The organism is Caballeronia sp. SEWSISQ10-4 2, assembly GCF_030464885.1.
In the GTDB taxonomy this organism is placed as follows: Bacteria; Pseudomonadota; Gammaproteobacteria; order Burkholderiales; family Burkholderiaceae; genus Caballeronia.
This window is the reverse complement of record NZ_JALPRJ010000077.1, coordinates 1-16660: the sequence shown is the minus strand read 5'-3', so window position 1 is coordinate 16660 and position 16660 is coordinate 1. Positions and strand designations below refer to the sequence as shown.

Sequence of the window (16660 nt, the reverse complement as noted above, 5' to 3'; positions counted from 1 at the left end):
TCGATTTAGAGAACCGGTCGACTCCATCGCTTGCCGCTGCATTTACCCTCCATGCCCGCTTCACCCAACTTTCTGCACGTTTCACTCGCCTCTCGCCTGATGGACGAAATTGAGCGCGGACTTTGGGCGGCGGGCCAGCGCCTTCCATCCGTTCGTGAAATGAGCCGGCGGTGTGCCGTTAGCGTGACGACAGTGCTCGCTGCCTATCGAGCGCTTGAAGACCGGCAAGCCATCGAAAGCCGTCCGCAAAAAGGCTTTTATGTGTGCGCTGGCGCTGCCGGAGGCGCCGCGCCGCCTCCGGCGCCTGCTACGATTGTCGACGCGGAGTTTTCCCACACTGCGTTGAACCGTATCGATGACGCCGCGCATGTCGTCTCCTTCGGTACGGCGCTGTGCGAGAAAGATCTGTTTCCCGTTGGCGCGTTGTCACGCAGTATTGCTTCGGCTGCCCGCAGGCATGGCGAGTTGTTGACGCAGGTTTCGTTCTCGTCGGGATCGAAGCACCTGCGCGACAGCCTGGCCTTCCACGCGCGATCATGGAATTGCAGTCTCGCTGCGGACGACATTCTGGTGACGAATGGCTGTATCGAGGCATTTGGCTTGTGTCTTCAAGCGGTCGCTCAGGCGGGAGATGTTATCGTCGTGGAATCGCCGGCGTATTACGGGTTTTTATCGACGATTGCGCAGCTCGGCATGCTAGCCATCCCACTGCCGTTCCATTCCGATCCCGCCCGAGCCATAGCAGAGGTCGAACGGCTGGCAGGGCGGCGGCGGATCGGCGCGTGTCTGATGTCGACAAACGTTAGCAATCCAGACGGCGCGAGCATGGATGACGAGGTCAAACTGGAACTGGTCGAAGCGCTCGAACGCTTGCAGATTCCGCTCATCGAAGATGCGACCTTCAGCGATCTCCACTTCCAGGCAACGCAGCGCGCCGCCAAATCATATGATCGAAAGGGGAACGTGTTGCTATGCAGTTCGTTGACCAAGACGCTCGCGCCGGGATTGAGGGTTGGCTGGGTGTCGGGCGGACAGCATCACGAGCGGCTCGTATCGCTGAAACAAACGATGAGCGTCGGGCAGCCCCTTTTGATACAGGAAGCGATCGGTGATTATCTTGCCGCTGGGGGCTATCAGCATCATTTGCGTCAGCTGAGAAACCAATGCCGTCTACAGGTGGCCGAGACCCTGGCGCAGGTCGAGAGCCTGTTTGGTCCAGGCACCGAGGTCAACATGCCGAGCGGCGGTTATCTGTTATGGATTCGTTTACCGCGCGAGGTCTCGGCCATGGCGCTTTATCGGCGCGCCCTCGATGACGGTATCACCATCGCACCGGGCACGCTGTTTTCCCCTACGGGCGAGTTCAGCGATCATGTGCGCCTGAATTGCGGGTTTCGCATGACGGGTAGCCGCTGTGATGCGCTCGCCCGATTGGGTCAGATGGTGCGCGAACTGCAGTAATTTCGCGCGTATCTGTAGTCGTCTCAAGGCAAACGGAAGGTGCCCGCCGATATCGTTACGGCAAAGCCTCCAATCTCGATGCGCCGGTCCTGATCCGGACCCTCCCAGAAGACGCGACCCGCGCGATCGACGTGCCGTCCCTGGCTAACGGTGCAGTCGGCGCAGCCCGTTCGCCAGTCGTTTCGATAGGCGACCCACGACGCAGCACACGCGTTCCCGCCTCCACATACGGCGTCTTCCGGTACGCCGATCGCGGGCGCGAACGACCGCACCTCGAAGTTCACGTCGCCGGCTTGCACGTGCCCGAGCACGGTGATGCCCGAGACCCGGTACAAGACGCTTAACGCTTGCACCCGTTCCAGGTTTGGCTTCAACGCGTTGACATCCGACGCACTGATCATCTCGACGACGATCCATCGTGCACCGGCTTCGACAAGCGCAACCTGCGCCGACGGTCCTCTGTATCCGAGCGCCGTGAGAACGGCTGCATGGCCGGCGTTATCCGGCCGTTCTACCGTCGGCACCGGCGTACGAAATGAGATCCGTCGCTGTGCACCGATCAAGGTGACGCGCATGTCGATACGCCCAGCAGGGCATTGCTGCACGAATTGTCCATGGGTGGGCTCAATGGCCCCTTCTTCAAGCAACACGTGTGCGGTACCGATCGATGGATGGCCGGCAAACGGCAATTCACACAACGGCGACCAGATTCTCACGTCGTAATCGGCCTCGTTATCCGCACGGCGGCGTGGTTCCTGCGGCAGGACGAAGACCGTTTCCGGCATGCCGGTCCAGCGCGCGATTCGCAACATACGCTCAGGTGACAGTCGGGTCCCGGCGGCGATCACAGCCACGGGATTGCCCCAAAAGGCATCCTGCGTAAAGACATCGACGAGGAACACACTGGGTTGCGATGTGATCATGGAGGGCTTTCTCGATAAGCTATGAAGCGTCGGCTGCAAGTTCGCGTGCAAGGTCATTCAGAATGCCCGCCGCTGCGACGACCTGATCGCGCGTTACGTCGAGATGGGTCGTGGCACGCAGACGTCCGTCGGACAGCTTGCGAAGGCGCACGCCGCGCTGCAAGGCATGCTCGACGAAGGTGACGGTATTGACGTGCAGGCCTTGCAGCCTGAACAAAACAAGGTTTGTGATCGGGTTTGGCGCTTCGAATACGAAGTAGGGCTCGCTGGCTAGCAACCTGATGAATAGCGCTGCGTTGGCGTGATCGTCGGCAAGGCGTGTCACGTGATGATCGAGCGCATAAAGCGCGGCCGCGGCCACGATTCCGGACTGCCGCATCGCACCACCGAGCCGATACTTCCATGTCCACGCGTCGCGCATGAAACGAGCATCTCCGCATAGGACTGCACCGAACGGGCATCCCATTGCCTTGCTGAAGTCGACCCATGCGCTATCCCAGCCGTCGGTATAAGCCTTTAATGGCACACCGGTGGCAGCACTCGCATTGAAGAGCCGCGCGCCGTCGATATGCGTGCGCAGGCCGGCGTCGAGCGCGGCGTCGCGAACGCCGTGGAGCACGTCGATGGGCCACACTGCGCCGCCGCTAAAGTTGGTGGTCTGCTCAATGCTGATCATCGCAGAGCGAGGGGCCGTTCGGGACGGTTCGCGGATCGCGGCCCGGCATTCATCCGCCGTAAAGATGCCGTTGCGGGTCGGGATCGGATTGATCGCCACCCCTGCTATCGCCGCGGCGCCCGCGCCCTCGGTGGTACAGATGTGCGACTGGGCGTCGGCAATGAGTTCATCGCCGGGACGGGTATGCACGAGCGTTGCAACGAGGTTGCACATCGTTCCCGACGGCATGAAAACCGCCGCCTCGAAATCCAGTTGCTCTGCGACCCGGATACACAACTCGCGCGTTGTGGGATCTCCGTCCATCTGCTCGTCGCCGACCTTCGCTGTGGCCATGGCGACTCGCATGCCTTCGGTGGGCACTGTCTGCGTATCGCTGTAAAGATCGATCAGTTTCATGGTCTGTTCATACCGTCGGCCAACTCGATCGGCCACGCCTCTTCCGGGGAAGTCGACCCAGCCCCGGACAGGTCATCGTACCGGACGCCGGCCACGCCATCGCTGAATTCGGCCGGGGCGAGCGCACGGCGGTTCACTTTCAACTGAAACACATCGAAACGGTTGTAGTAACCGACGACGTCCTGAAACTGTTTGGGCACGACGCACTGCTTGAGGTCGATATCGGCATAGACAATGCCTTCTTCGTCCCGCAGCGTATCGCTGATGACTGTGCCGTTCGGTCCGAAGATCATCGACACGCTCTTGGGTGATTCCTCGAGCAATTGCCGTGCGCGCGCATTGTCGCGGGCGATGAGGTCTATCGCTTCGGGCGGCAGGAATCCGGAGGCGACGATGTTGAAAACCTTGCCCTCAAACGCATGAGCCCCTGCTCGCAACCGTATGGCTGCCTCAAGATCGTAAGATGCCTCGCCCGGCGGATGCGTCGGCCAGCGCGGCGAAAATGAAGAAATATGCACGTTCTCGCCTTGGGCGAGCAGCGCAAAGCGAGCGAGAGAATTGGTGTTCTCGCCGCAGACCAGTGTGCCTATTCGTCCAGCCTTGGTCTCGACGACCCGCAATCCGCTGCCATCGCCATTCGCCCATGTGAGCTTTTCCCAATAGGTCGGCACCAGCTTGCGATGGCGGTTCAGAATGCGTCCGTCGTCTCCAATCAGGAGGTTGGTATCCCAGACGCATGCAGGACTGATAGGCGTGCCTTCGTTGATTCCGATCGAGACGATGACGCCATGGCGCCTCGCGGCTTCCTGCAAGCGGGCGACCTCCGGCCCGGGAACCTCGATTGCGCTCGATGCGAGTTTGAAAAAGAAGTCGTGTACATCGACCGGCGCGTAGACACCGGACCAGACCGGAAACGAAGAGACAAAGGCTTCGGGAAACGCGATCAGTTCGGCGCCGTTGCCTGCGGCTTCGGCGATCAGTGCGCACGCCTTGTCGATTGTGCGTGGGGTATCGAAGTAATACGGCGCGACGTGACAGGCGGCGGCCCGGAAAGCGGAGTAGGTTTTCATGGCGTCAGGAGTGAGCGGGGAGGCAGTGGCATTGTGCGGAAAGGTCCGGCTGGCGTCGATACACAGCACTCGCCGAAAACGCTATAACAGTGTGCAATGATGTACGGATCGGCAAGGTCGATCGACGTCAAGCGCCTTGCCCATTAGGGGAGCCTTGCCATGAACGGCCGCTTTTGAGGGAGCCGGGTGCCTGAAGTGGTCGCGTGCCGCCGATCGCGGTCTTGTGAGCTTAAGCCTGTGAATGCCCGAGGCATGAGGCGGTACCCGGCCAAGAACGGTCACTCGACGTGGCTGTATGGATTGTCGACAATTCCGCGCCGGCCGTCCCTTTCCGAATGGGCGACGGCCGGTCGTTGGAGATCAGGCCGGATGAGTGGTTATCGGACCAGCTTCTCCACTGAGATTGAAAATACTGTCGATGAAAGTGAGGAATGTGGAGAACGTGAAATCCGACCACTGTTCGGTTCGGAACGCCTTCATCACAGGCGTATCCGCGGGATCTTTCTGGTTAAGCAGGGCGTTGACAAAATCGCCGACGTCAGCGTTGACCCCGTTCTCGTGAATACCCGATCCGGTGAAGCTAATTGCTGTGACCTGATGGTTGTCCATGAAGTCGCTACGCGCCCAGGGCATGTAATAGCCGAAATTCGGCAAAGGATTCATCGCCGGCTTGATTCCGTCCAGTTCTTTGTCGAACAGTGGCAGCGCTAGTGCATCCTTGGTCGCGTCGTCCGGGGCTGCAATGATCGCAGGTACAAATGGACGGTAGTAGTAGGCGGCGATGAGCTTGTCCTGCTGATACGTGGTATAGCCAAACCGGTCATGCGGAAAGGTTGTCGACAGTGCGGCATAGACGCTGCGCAGGTTGTTGGGGTCAAAATTCTTAAGCAGCTTGCTGCTTCTTGCGAGCAGGCCATCCGGTGCCGACAGATGGCGTCTGGCTGTGCGACGAAACCTTCGGCAAGGATGGAATGTGAGGTGTTCGAGCGAGCAATACCAACCATGTTTCAGGGGACTGGACAGTGTTCGTGCTCTGCTTCTTGAGCTTTCATGGCTCGCGCGATCACTAGGAGGTCCGCTTGACTGATCCGAAGGCCCCCCTCCGCCATCGCTGACCATTTTTCCTAAGTTCGGGGGGCTAAATACGCCGCGGTATAGCCTCTGCGAAAAAATCGGTGACTTGTCGCACACGCGCCGGTACAAATCGGCGTCTTGGCCAGATGAGGCTTATGTCTCTGGCGTCGCCTATAAATTCGTCGAGAACGGTGATGATGTCCGGATGTCGGAGATCATCGACAAGAGAGATCTTGGCAAACAGGCCGATTCCCACACCGGCTAGAACACCAGCCCGGATCGTTTCGATACTGTTGGACGTGAGATTTCCGTGCACGGACACGCTAAATCTACCTTCTGGCCCTACAAAAGGCCAATGCGTTGACTCCGTCAAGCCGCGATATAAAAGGCAATTGTGATCAACGAGCTCGGCAGGGGTCTTCGGCATTCCGCGTTGCTCGAAGTAGCGACGGGATCCGACGCAGACGAGAGGGGTGCTGGCCACGCGCCTGACGATCGCGTCAGGATCGTTCACGGACCCCACTCGGATCGCCAGATCAATCCCATCTTCCACCATATCTCGCACGAAGTCCGAGAGAATGAGATCCACCTGAAGGCCAGGATTGACTGATAGCAGGTCGGGAATAAGCGGCAAAATATGAAGACGGCCAAAAGTACCTGATGCGGCGATCCTGATCAGACCCGAGACATTATGCGTGCTGCTGGTCAGCTCGCTGTCGGCGTCATCCATCTCGTCAAGAAGCGGTTTTGCCCGATCGTAGTATCTCTGCCCCTGATCCGTCAGGGTCACGCTGCGCGTACTTCGGTTAAATAGCACCACGCCGAGGCGCCTCTCGAGCGCGCCGATAGCCTTACTGATTGCCGACTGTGAATCGCCGGTTCTACGCGCGGCGGCGGTAAAACCGCCTGCTTCAACCACGGCTATGAAGGCGTTTAACTCGTGGAATCGATCCACCTCCATTCCTCCTGGGAATTAATATTATGCAAAATTAAGTCATTATCATTGATTCCGACATCACTCACAATCCAGCTTTCTCCACATGTTGAAGGACTGGTGTCATGAATATCGATCTTACTGGCCGCAAGGCGGTCGTTACCGGGTCAACGGCAGGTATCGGCCGAGCCATTGCAGAAGGGCTGGGGCGCGCAGGCGCCGCGGTCGTCATCAACGGCCGCACAGAGAAGCGCGTCTCCACGGCGCTTCGGGAGCTTCGCGAACTCTTGCCAAAGACGGAGTTTACCGGCGTCATCGCAGATCTTGCGACCCCGGAAGGCGCGGCGGAGTTGTTCGCGCAGGCGCCGGATGCGGACATTCTCGTCAACAATGTGGGTACTGGGCGTCCGAAGTCCTTCTTCGAAATTGAGGACAGCGAGTGGATCGATCTCTTCGAACTTAACGTCATGAGCGGCATTCGCGCCTCCCGCCACTATGTGCCGAACATGACGAAGCGCGGCTGGGGGCGCGTCGTCTTCATCAGCAGTGAGTCCGCGCTTGCCATCCCCAAGGACATGATCGACTACGCCACGACCAAGACCGCTCAGCTCGCCATTGCGAGGGGCTTGGCCGAGGTGGTCGGCGGAACGGGCGTCACCGTTAATTCGGTTCTCCCTGGTCCGACGAATTCGGAGATCATGAGTGGTTGGGCGCAGGCGAACGCAGATGCGCAAGGCATTACGCGTGAGGAAGCCGAGCAGCAGTTCCTGAAAACGAATCGCCCGACCACGCTCCTCAATCGCTTCGCGACAACCGAAGAAGTCGCAAACCTGGTCGTCTATGTCTGCTCGGAGCAGGCGTCGGCGACAACAGGTACTTCCTTGCGCGTCGACGGCGGTGTCGTTCGTACCATTGCATAGGGCGCACGCTTTTTCACTCGTTCAACGCGGCTTCGGGAAGGGCCAAACCATCGGTTCCTTCCCGGAGTAGACGACAGCCCAAGTTGAATGCGCCTGCATTGACACTGGAATATCCGGGCCTGAGATCCGCAAGGTCCTGAATCTCTAAGTTCAACGTAGGCAACAAACCTTCAGGCTCGAATGTGAAGATCCGGATCGACACAATTCACCGCATCGGTCTCAACGACAGACACACAAGAAAGGTCATTCATGATGAACTCTGAAGAAAGACACGCATCGCTATCCGTATGACGAAGGCGATCTCTTAGATGCCCCAGTAGTAGATGACCGCTGCCAATGTCCGCTGCTGGGAAAATGCATTGGCGACTTTGGGTCGAGTACTGCCGGATGCGGTCCGATAGAAAGCGACCGACTTCGTAGGTATCGCATCGGACCGACTGACGAGCACAGGGGATGGGCACCGCGGCACACGGAAACCGAATGCGCTGCCAACAGCGTCAACTACACTTCCTTCCAATCAACGTGGCATCACTTGGCGCATGCGCTGCATAGCCTGCTTTGGCTTGACTTGGGAAACGCCGATAGCGGTTTGAACACCTTGCAGCGCGAGCATTGTTTCGTCTGGTTCATATCGGGATACGGCCTCCGCACTCGTCAGCATTTGACCGGCGAATATTGTCGGCATTTCATCGAAGCGAAGCAGGAACCATGGTTCTGGCTTACGTCGCCGGACATCAGGACCGGGATGTCTATCCGAATCAAGGCTAGGTTGCGCCCAGTGACGCACGGTGGGCGCTGCCTCTACCTCCTTCGCAGCGGTTAGTGGTGAGTCGATCAAGCTCCCCGCCCCCGCTGCACAAGCAACTAGCCCGCCGACCTACGCGGTCTAGTTATAATTCCTGCCTTCGCGCTATGGGGTTGTCAACAGATGTGGTTTCGCGATCATGCATCAAGCTTCTTTGGTATTGACGGGATAAGCGCCTTAGCAAACGGCCACCAGTCGACCTGGTCCGCATTGACGACCCTCGCTGGCATCGAGACTGTTATCGCACCAATCTTTCCGGTGCTTCTTGTACTCGAAATGGCATTTCTTATTTGGGTGAACCGTCGTTCTGCCAGCCGTCTTTATATCGCCTATAAAGTGCCGATCTTGATGTATGCGGCGAACCACATCATGGCTGCACTAATCAGTCTTGAGGTGTTCTTCTGGACGACGGCCTTTTTCTCGAAGCTGGCGCCTTTCATCGCGCCAATGCAGATCCTCTGGTTTATCTACGCTTATCTGGTGTGGGAGTTTGGTCACTTCGTCTATCACTTCACCTGCCATAAAGTACGGATACTGTGGTGTCTGCACGCACCGCATCACGCGCCAACGCACATTAACCTTTCCGTCATTTTTACTGCGTTCTTCCTGCAAGGCGTATACGCGACCTTCGTGCGAACCGCTATCTGCTCGTTCGCAGGTGTACCGTTGCAAATGCTTTTCCTGATCATGGTGATCGACGGCTGCTACGGCGCTTTGATCCATATCAGTGAAGAACTATGGCCACGCGGGGCAGTAGGCGGGATATTGGGGCGCATCATCTTGAATCCGAATCACCATCGCATACATCACGCGAGTAATCCGGAATACCTGGATAAGAACTACTGCAACACGTTGCCTATCTGGGACAAGATCTTCGGTACGCTCCAGCATGAGATCCCCGGAGTGACGGCGAAATACGGGTTGAACCGCGACGTAAAGACGAACAGCTTCCTGGACATGTATTTCGGAGAGATTTACCTGCTCGCCAGAGACGTGCGTATCGCTCCTACTTTGAAGCAAAAAATGCTGCATATTGTCATGCCGCCGGGCTGGAAGCCAAGCGGTCAGGACTGATCCCGTACAAACACAAACCGCTCTCGAGCGGTTTTTTTATTTCTTCAATTTGACGAGTGCAGTCATCCACTCCGGCGGAGTTCGTGTGAACTCATCGAGTCAGAGGCGAACGGGTCAACTCGCAGACAGCTCAGGTCGCAGCCAGGGCGTCGACTTGCAAATCTTGGGAAAGCTCACCGGTCGGCGCTACGGCGCTGATCAAATTGAGCAGAGCGGCTAGCCGTTGTCTGTCTTGAACTCGTAGTCCTGGACGCGCCAAAAGACACTCGACGTGCGTCGACCAGTAGGTGGTACGAATCAAACGTGGACGCCGAACGAGTTCATGCAGTGTCTTTTCCACCATGTCGATTTCTGCGCTTGCCGACTTCATTACGTTCTCCGGTCTAATAGGTAGCGCTCTGTATGACGACAAGAATTGGAAAAACTTTAGCGGCTCGCCCCCAAAATGTTGTGTTGCGATGCAAAATTTTACATCAGGCCCGCACCTGGATGCGATTGACGACGCCATCGATAGCATCCAGACACCAGGCATCCTGCTCCGCCTGCCGTTTTTCGGCTTCGGTCGCCACCCAACCTGCTAGCGTGATCCTGTGGTTTTCTACATTGATGGTGATCTGCTCGGCGCGCACACGGTGATCGGTTTCGAGCACCAGGTGCAAGGCCTCGGAAATTTCATCGTCGCCGTCTGCTTCGGCGGGCACCAACTCCAGCAGGTTCACCACGTCGCGACAGCCGCCGACCCACCAGGCAGTCACACTCGCCAGGCGCCGGTGAGACAGGCTGATCACCTGCCCCGTCAAGGTCACCACGCCCTCCTCGACCGTCACTTCGATGACGCCGCTGCCGTCGTTGCCCGCCTGGTCCATGGTGCCGCGCAACACTTCGAGCTGGCCCTTGATGCGCGCGCAGATCACGCAGTTACGGAAATCCACAGCCTGCGCCAGCCGTTCGCAGATATGTGTCCGCAACTCGCCATCACCGACTGGCGGGTTGGCGGTGACCCGCAGTTGATCGACCAGACGCTTCCCCTCGCTGTGCAGCTGGGTCAACTGAAGAAGGCGTTTCTTAGATGCGATATCCGGCACCTCACCCGCCACCGTCAAGGCGCCATCGTCGAAACTCATATGAATGGGATGATTGTGGAGCTTCAGGTGTGATTCGCGTTCGAAGGCTGCCATCACCTGCTTCAAGACCGTATCGCTGCGTTGCATGATCTGCCTCGCGCAAAGGTTGGGTGGCGCCGCGCGCTTTATGCCGCGCTGCGCAAGCCGTGCCGCATAAGGCGGACGCGGGTCAGGTCGGCATAGCCTGCATGCGACGGGCGAAGCGTGCCCGCTCGGCTCGGTCCATCAGATCCAGGAATTGATCCGTGTCCATGTGAATCAGCGCTTCGTGGTCGCCGGCCTCGAAATAGACGTCCGGTTGGCTGGCGAGACTCTCGTCAAGATAGGTGTACATGCCATAGGCAGTGCACACCGGCGGAAGCGCTCCGGCATCGCAATCCTTGAACAGTTCCCTTAGATCAACCTCCTTGGCCAGCACGAGGTGATGACGTCCGGTCTGTGCCCACAGCTCGGACAGCCGCACGGCATAGGTCGATGGCAGCACAGCCGCCACATAGCCGTGCTCGTCTTCAAGAAGCACGGTCTTGGCGAGGCGGTCGCCGGGAATATGCGCTGCCGCCGCGGTTTCGATGCTGGAATGGCTATGCGGATGACGCACGATTTCGTACTGGGAGCCCTTACTGCGCAGGCAGTCCTGGAGAGTGGCAGACATTGACATGACGCACCTCCTCTGGGAGGAAGGAAACGGAAAATTATTGCGCGCGACTCCTTAAGGATAGGTCGCTTTCGCTCGCGCGTGAAAAACATGCTGACAGCAGCGCTGTGACTGCGCGGGCGTGACGACGCCGCCACGTGCATCCCCGCGAATGGGACGGAATGGGACGATTACCCCGTATGGCACGCGGGTCCGTTTTCGCCAATAATGGCCCCACATCCATTACTGGACGAGGGCGACCATGCGCTACAGCCCCGACTCTATCCGGACCGTCGCCCTGGTCGGGCATGCCGGATGCGGCAAGACCTCGCTTGTCGAAGCGCTGCTGCATCAAGGCGGCGCGCTCCACACGGCCGGCAGCGTGGAGCGCGGCACCACAGTCTGCGATTTCGACCCGCTCGAGCGCAAATATCAGCACTCGCTGAACTCCGCCGTCGCCCACCTGCACTACCGCGATACACGCATCTATCTGCTGGATACGCCGGGCTATCCGGACTTCTCCGGGCTCTCGATCAGCGCCCTGCCCGCCGTGGAGACGGCCGCCATCGTCATCAATGCGCAGACCGGCATCGAAATGACGACCCGGCGCATGATGGCGTGGGCGGGCGAACGCAAGCTCTGCAGAATGATCATCGTGAACGGTATCGATGGCGAAAAGGTCGACTTTGCGGGACTTTTGGCGCAAATCCAGGAGGCCTTCGGCACGGAATGTCTGCCGATCAACCTGCCGGCGCAGCGCGGCCGCCAAGTGGTGGATTGCTTTTTCAACCCTGCGGGCGAGGCCGATTTCCTGTCAGTTGCGGCGGCGCACAATGCGCTGATCGATCAAGTGGTCGAGATCGATCCGGTGTTGATGGAGCTTTACCTGGAGCAAGGCGAGGCCATCAGCCCGGAGCAGTTGCACGAGCCCTTCGAGCGGGCGCTGCGCGAGGGTCATTTGGTGCCGATCTGCTTCACGTCGGCGATCAACGGCACCGGCATCGCGGAATTGCTCGACGTGTTCGTCCGGCTCCTGCCCAGTCCCACGGAAGGCAACCCGCCGCTCTTCTACCGCGACGCCGGCGGGCGCCAGGAAGCCATGCGCGCCGAACCGGTCGCCGAGAAGCACGTATTGGCCCACGCCTTCAAGATCGTCATGGACCCTTACATCGGCAAGATGGCCGTGTTTCGCATCCATCAGGGCACGGTCCGGCGCGATAGCCAGCTTTATATCGGTGACGGACGGCAGCCGTTCAAGGTCGCGCATCTGATGATGCTGCAGGGCAAAGAGCACGTCGACGTCAGCCAGGCAGGTCCCGGCGATATCTGCGCCACGGCCAAGGTCGACGAGATCGGTTTCGATGCTGTGCTGCACGACGCTCCCGAGGACGGCAACATCCACCTGACCCCGCTCGACTTTCCCACGCCCATCTACGGCCTGGCTATCGAGCCGGCGCGCCGGGGCAACGAGCAGCGCCTCTGGGAGATATTGCAAAAGCTGACTGCGGAAGACCCGTGCCTGCGCGTCGAACACCCGGTCGGCACCAACGAGACGGTGGTGCGAGGCTTGGGCGAGTTGCACCTGCGCCACATGCTCGAGCGGCTGTCAGAGCAGTACAAGCTCGAGGTGGTGACGCGGCCACCGAAGATCGCCTATCGGGAAACCATCGGCGCCAAGGCCGAGGGGCATTATCGCCACAAGAAGCAAACCGGCGGCGCCGGGCAATTCGGCGAAGTGACGCTGCGCGTGGAGCCATTGCCGCGAGGCGCCGGTTTCGAGTTCGTCGACGCCGTCAAGGGCGGCGCCATCCCCGGACAGTTCATTCCCGCTGTGGAAAAGGGCGTCCTCCAGGTCATTGCGAGCGGACCGCTTGCCGGCTTCCCGATGCAGGACGTGCGAGTCACCGTCTTCGACGGCAAGAGTCATTCAGTCGACTCCAAGGAAGTCGCATTCGTCACCGCCGGGCGCAAGGCCTTCATCGATGCGGTGCTGAGAGCCCAGCCGATCGTGCTCGAGCCGATCGTTGACATTGAGGTGATGACGCCGGAAGCGGCGATGGGCGACATCATCGGCGACCTGTCCGCCAAGCGTGGGCAGGTTCATGGCACGCGCACGGCCGCCGGCAACGCCATGGTCGTCGCGGGGAAGGTGCCGATGTCCGAACTCAACGACTATCAGTCGCGTCTGAACGCCATCGCTGGCGGGCATGGTAATTACAGCATCCAGCTCAGCCACTATGATCCCGTGCCCCCCGCTCAGCAGGAGCGGATGGCGTCGCAGCACAAAAGCCATTGCGACAACGTAGCGACGTGAGTGGCGTGCCGGTTGCATCGTCAGGATTACTCCTTATCTGCTCGGAATATCCAACACCATCACGATTCTAATACCTGTGATGTACAGAACTCAGTCTTCACGGCTCCAGCCATCAACCGTCTAGCTTTGCGAGGCCAGTTCAGTGGGCAGTGACGGAGCCATCCTGGACGCACAGGCGTACAACAGAACCGGAGCTCGCCTCGCTTTCAATATGCAGTTGTGCATCGATCAACCGGGCGCGTTCGGCCATACCCTGCAAGCCGTACGAGTACCCGGCCCGGGCGGCGGCCATATCGAAGCCTCGTCCGTTATCGCTGATGATCAACTCGATGCCGGCTTCGGTGTTGGCCAGCGTCACATCCACACGCGAGGCGTTGGCATGGCGGGCCACATTGGTCAGCGACTCCTGCACGATACGAAATATCGCGGTCGCGCGGGCATCGGCCAGATGCGGTTCGGCACCTTCGCGATGGAAATGGCAAACAATTTGAGTGTGACGGCTGAAATCCTCGGCGAGCCATTCCAGGGCGGATGCGAGGCCGAAATTCAGTGCGGCCGGCCGCAGGTGGCTGACCACGCTGCGCACGATCTGGATGGTTTTCTCGACCAGTTCGCGCATCTCTTCCGCTTTTTGCATGGCAGCCGAACCGGCCGCGAGTTGCATCCTCAGCAATGACACGTCCATTTTCAGTGCCGTGAGCAACTGGCCCAGTTCATCGTGAATTTCCATCGCGATGTGCTTCCTTTCCTCCTCGCGAATCGCCTCGAGATGCGCCGATAGTTGCTGTAGCCGTTCGCGCGACGCGAGCAGTTCGAGTTCCGTCCGTTTGCGCTCGCTCACTTCAAGTTCGAGCTGGTCGCGATGGCGGCGTAAGTTCTCGACTGCATGCTTGCGGGCAGTCACGTCAGTGAGCAGCCCTTCGAGACACCGCGGACTGCCGTCGTCGCCCGCCCGGCCACGCGCATTCAACTGGACCCAGATCGGATTGCCGTCGATGCGGTTTAACTGCAGTTCGAGCCCGGCGATTTCACCCTGCACGCTGAGGAGATCAAACAGGGCCCCGGTTTGCGTCGGCGAAAACGGCTGCTTGCCAGGGTCGCCGACCGCTGCCGTAATCAGGTCGGTCGCGGCGCCATATCCGAGCAACTGCGCCATCGCCGGGTTGGCTTCGTTCAGGTGTCCGCTGCGATCGAGCATGAAGATGCCCTCGAGAGAATTCTCCACGATGCTCCGGTACTTTCTTTCGCTCTCGCGCAGGCACTCCGTCGACACGCGCAGCCGCTCCGCCATGGCGTTCACACGCGTGGCGAGGCGCCCCAGTTCATCGCCAGATTCCACGGCACAGCGAGCATCGAAGTCGCCGTCCGCGATCCGGTCGACCATTTCCTCGAGCCGGTTGATCGGGCTGCGCACCATGCGCTTGAGCAGGAGGAAGGTCGCCGCGTAGAGCGCAGCGACGACGAGCGCCACCATGGCAAGGATGGCCCGGCGCGCGCCGCTGATGGCCTGCTCGGCGACCGCCTTCGTGAGAACGACGCGGATCTCGCCAATTTTCTCCCGCGGAGCGTCGCCTGGAGGGTCATATTCGATCGCCCTGACCCGTACCACGCTATCGGCCGGGTCCAGGTGCTGATTGCCCTTCGCGTTGGACACGATACCGTAGCCCACTGCCGTGACCGTGAATTGCGCCACTTCGGGATTGGGCGCGAGCGCAGCAAGCTGGCTGTCGATTGCGCCACGATCAACGTTCCATAACGGCTGGGCGAGCGAGTGGCTGTACAGGTCGGCTATCCGTGTGGCGCGTTCCTCCAGTTCCACGAGCCGGCGCTCACGCGAGTGTCCAATCAGAAAATACGTGGAAGTACCGGCCACGAGCGCGACGAGCACAACGAGCGCGAGCATCAGCTTGGTGTGCAGGCTGAGCGAGTGCAGCGTGAGTCGTGGAGGCAAACGCATCACGAGACCTCCGGCCTGGTGTTCAGGATGTGTTTCAGACCGAAGTCGTAGGGACCAAGGCTTGGATGCATGTATTTCGAGTACAGGCCAAAGTCGAGTGTGTGCTCGCCGCTGAACACGACTTCGTTGTATCGAGCGACATTGTCACGATGGATGACGCTCAGGAAGTCGAGTTTCTGGCAAGTACCTCCGCACGCAGCAAAGTCCATGCCGTGATGGTAGTCATGCAGCAGAACCATGGCCCAGGCACCGATGAAGTAGTCGCCCGCCACCATGGCCGCGAGACCATCATCCGCCACACGGGCCAGCGCCTCCGGCAACGCCCCCATGCCTCCCACCAGAATGTGGGCGTTGCGCGCCTTGACTCCCCTCAATGCGCCGAGCGTCATCGAATCGTTCGCCGCCCAGATCACATTGGCTTGCGGATAGCGCGCCAGCAGCACGCGTGCCTTTTGATCGCTGTCGGCGTAGCTCCAGTCGCTGAAGACTAGTTGGCAGGTGCGTGCATCCGGTACCTTGGACAGGAACGACTCAACGCCGGCGGCACGCTCCAGCGAGACGGGCGTATTCGGGTCGCCGGTAATCCCGATCACCCTCACCCCGCCGGCCCCGAGCCTGCGACACAAATATTCCATCAGGCGGTACCCTCCGCGCGAGGCGTTTGCCGTCGCCGTGCCGATCCAGTTCGGGATCAGCTCCCGTTCGTTACCGACAACGCGGCGCTGGGCGGGCGTGAGGTCGTTGTGGATGAGCAGCACCTTTGCAGGCGAACGCGCCAGCGTCTTCAGCATCTGCTCGGCGGCCATCTTCTCGTTGACGATCACCACATAGTCCGGCGCTTCGGTGCGCCGTGCGACCTCCTCAGCCTGACGCAACATCAACAGGTGATCGCGTTCCGCGTACAGGACTTCCAGTTGCATGCCGAAGGTCTTTGCTGCGACAGCCATGAATCGCGATACCAGTTGCCATTGCTGACCCGTGCCGCGTTCGACAGCTTCTCCGGGGTTAAGGAACACCACGTGAGGCGACTGTCTGGATGCAAAAGCGGAGTCCGTCATGCATAGCAGGCCGGCATGCATGCATGCACGCAGTGCTTCTCTACGATTCATAAGACGATTCACCCGGTTGCTGCTGACGCGCTTGGTACTCGTCGCGCGGTCGGACGCGATTACTCGACGGGAAGGTAGTCGCTCATTTTACTTATTGCCGTCCCGTTGCCAATATTTACCGGGCGGGACCGCGATTTATCAGGTTGCGCGAAAGACCTCGGCCTTCAGGCCGGGGATGGACAGCGCGCC

13 protein-coding genes and 1 pseudogene are annotated in these 16660 nt (G+C 59.7%); 4 read left to right on the top strand and 10 right to left on the bottom strand.

The annotated features are described in order from the left end of the window. The first annotated feature begins 51 nt into the window (after positions 1-51). Complete coding sequence (locus M0D69_RS34960) at positions 52-1461, top strand: PLP-dependent aminotransferase family protein (protein WP_301786395.1); 1410 nt, start codon at positions 52-54, stop codon at positions 1459-1461. Positions 1462-1484: 23 nt separating this feature from the next. Here the strand turns inward: M0D69_RS34960 and M0D69_RS34955 are convergent, their stop codons facing one another. The 5 genes and pseudogenes from M0D69_RS34955 to M0D69_RS34935 all read right to left on the bottom strand — a co-directional run bounded on the left by M0D69_RS34955 (position 1485) and on the right by M0D69_RS34935 (position 6555). Beyond that, complete coding sequence (locus M0D69_RS34955; protein ID WP_301786394.1) at positions 1485-2384, bottom strand: PhzF family phenazine biosynthesis protein; 900 nt, start codon at positions 2382-2384, stop codon at positions 1485-1487. A 19-nt stretch (positions 2385-2403) separates the two neighbouring features. After that, positions 2404-3456, bottom strand: coding sequence for a low specificity L-threonine aldolase (locus tag M0D69_RS34950; RefSeq protein ID WP_301786393.1), 1053 nt, complete (start codon positions 3454-3456; stop codon positions 2404-2406). Then, complete coding sequence (locus M0D69_RS34945; RefSeq protein ID WP_301786392.1) at positions 3453-4526, bottom strand: carbon-nitrogen hydrolase family protein; 1074 nt, start codon at positions 4524-4526, stop codon at positions 3453-3455. Before M0D69_RS34945 ends, M0D69_RS34950 begins: the two co-directional genes overlap by 4 nt. Before the next feature lie 360 nt (positions 4527-4886). Then, positions 4887-5456 (bottom strand): annotated as a pseudogene (locus tag M0D69_RS34940) (pectinacetylesterase); the annotation flags it as partial. Positions 5457-5664: 208 nt separating this feature from the next. Beyond that, complete coding sequence (locus M0D69_RS34935) at positions 5665-6555, bottom strand: LysR family transcriptional regulator (protein ID WP_367619806.1); 891 nt, start codon at positions 6553-6555, stop codon at positions 5665-5667. Positions 6556-6659: 104 nt separating this feature from the next. Between M0D69_RS34935 and M0D69_RS34930 the strand changes: the two genes are divergently transcribed. Continuing rightward, entirely contained in the window at positions 6660-7454 is a 795-nt protein-coding gene (locus tag M0D69_RS34930) for an SDR family NAD(P)-dependent oxidoreductase (protein WP_301786390.1), read from the top strand. A 928-nt stretch (positions 7455-8382) separates the two neighbouring features. Further along, positions 8383-9333 carry a sterol desaturase family protein gene (locus M0D69_RS34925; protein ID WP_301786389.1) on the top strand — a complete coding sequence of 317 codons (951 nt, stop codon included), beginning with the start codon at positions 8383-8385 and terminating at the stop codon, positions 9331-9333. Between the two features lie 130 nt (positions 9334-9463). Here the strand turns inward: M0D69_RS34925 and M0D69_RS34920 are convergent, their stop codons facing one another. The 3 genes from M0D69_RS34920 to M0D69_RS34910 all read right to left on the bottom strand — a co-directional run bounded on the left by M0D69_RS34920 (position 9464) and on the right by M0D69_RS34910 (position 11115). Further along, on the bottom strand, positions 9464-9703 hold the full coding sequence (locus tag M0D69_RS34920; RefSeq protein ID WP_301786388.1) for a hypothetical protein: 240 nt from the start codon (positions 9701-9703) through the stop codon (positions 9464-9466). A 103-nt stretch (positions 9704-9806) separates the two neighbouring features. Further along, on the bottom strand, positions 9807-10544 hold the full coding sequence (locus tag M0D69_RS34915) for a BON domain-containing protein (RefSeq protein WP_301786387.1): 738 nt from the start codon (positions 10542-10544) through the stop codon (positions 9807-9809). Between the two features lie 82 nt (positions 10545-10626). Further along, a complete protein-coding gene (locus M0D69_RS34910; protein ID WP_301786386.1) occupies positions 10627-11115 on the bottom strand; it encodes an aminoacyl-tRNA deacylase in 489 nt (162 codons plus the stop codon). Positions 11116-11353: 238 nt separating this feature from the next. Between M0D69_RS34910 and fusA the strand changes: the two genes are divergently transcribed. Then, entirely contained in the window at positions 11354-13405 is a 2052-nt protein-coding gene (gene fusA, locus M0D69_RS34905) for an elongation factor G (RefSeq protein WP_301786385.1), read from the top strand. A 139-nt stretch (positions 13406-13544) separates the two neighbouring features. Here the strand turns inward: fusA and M0D69_RS34900 are convergent, their stop codons facing one another. Continuing rightward, positions 13545-15362, bottom strand: coding sequence for a histidine kinase (locus M0D69_RS34900; protein ID WP_301786384.1), 1818 nt, complete (start codon positions 15360-15362; stop codon positions 13545-13547). After that, complete coding sequence (locus M0D69_RS34895; RefSeq protein WP_301786383.1) at positions 15362-16471, bottom strand: ABC transporter substrate-binding protein; 1110 nt, start codon at positions 16469-16471, stop codon at positions 15362-15364. The genes M0D69_RS34900 and M0D69_RS34895 overlap by 1 nt, the downstream gene beginning before the upstream one ends. Between the last annotated feature and the right edge of the window lie 189 nt (positions 16472-16660).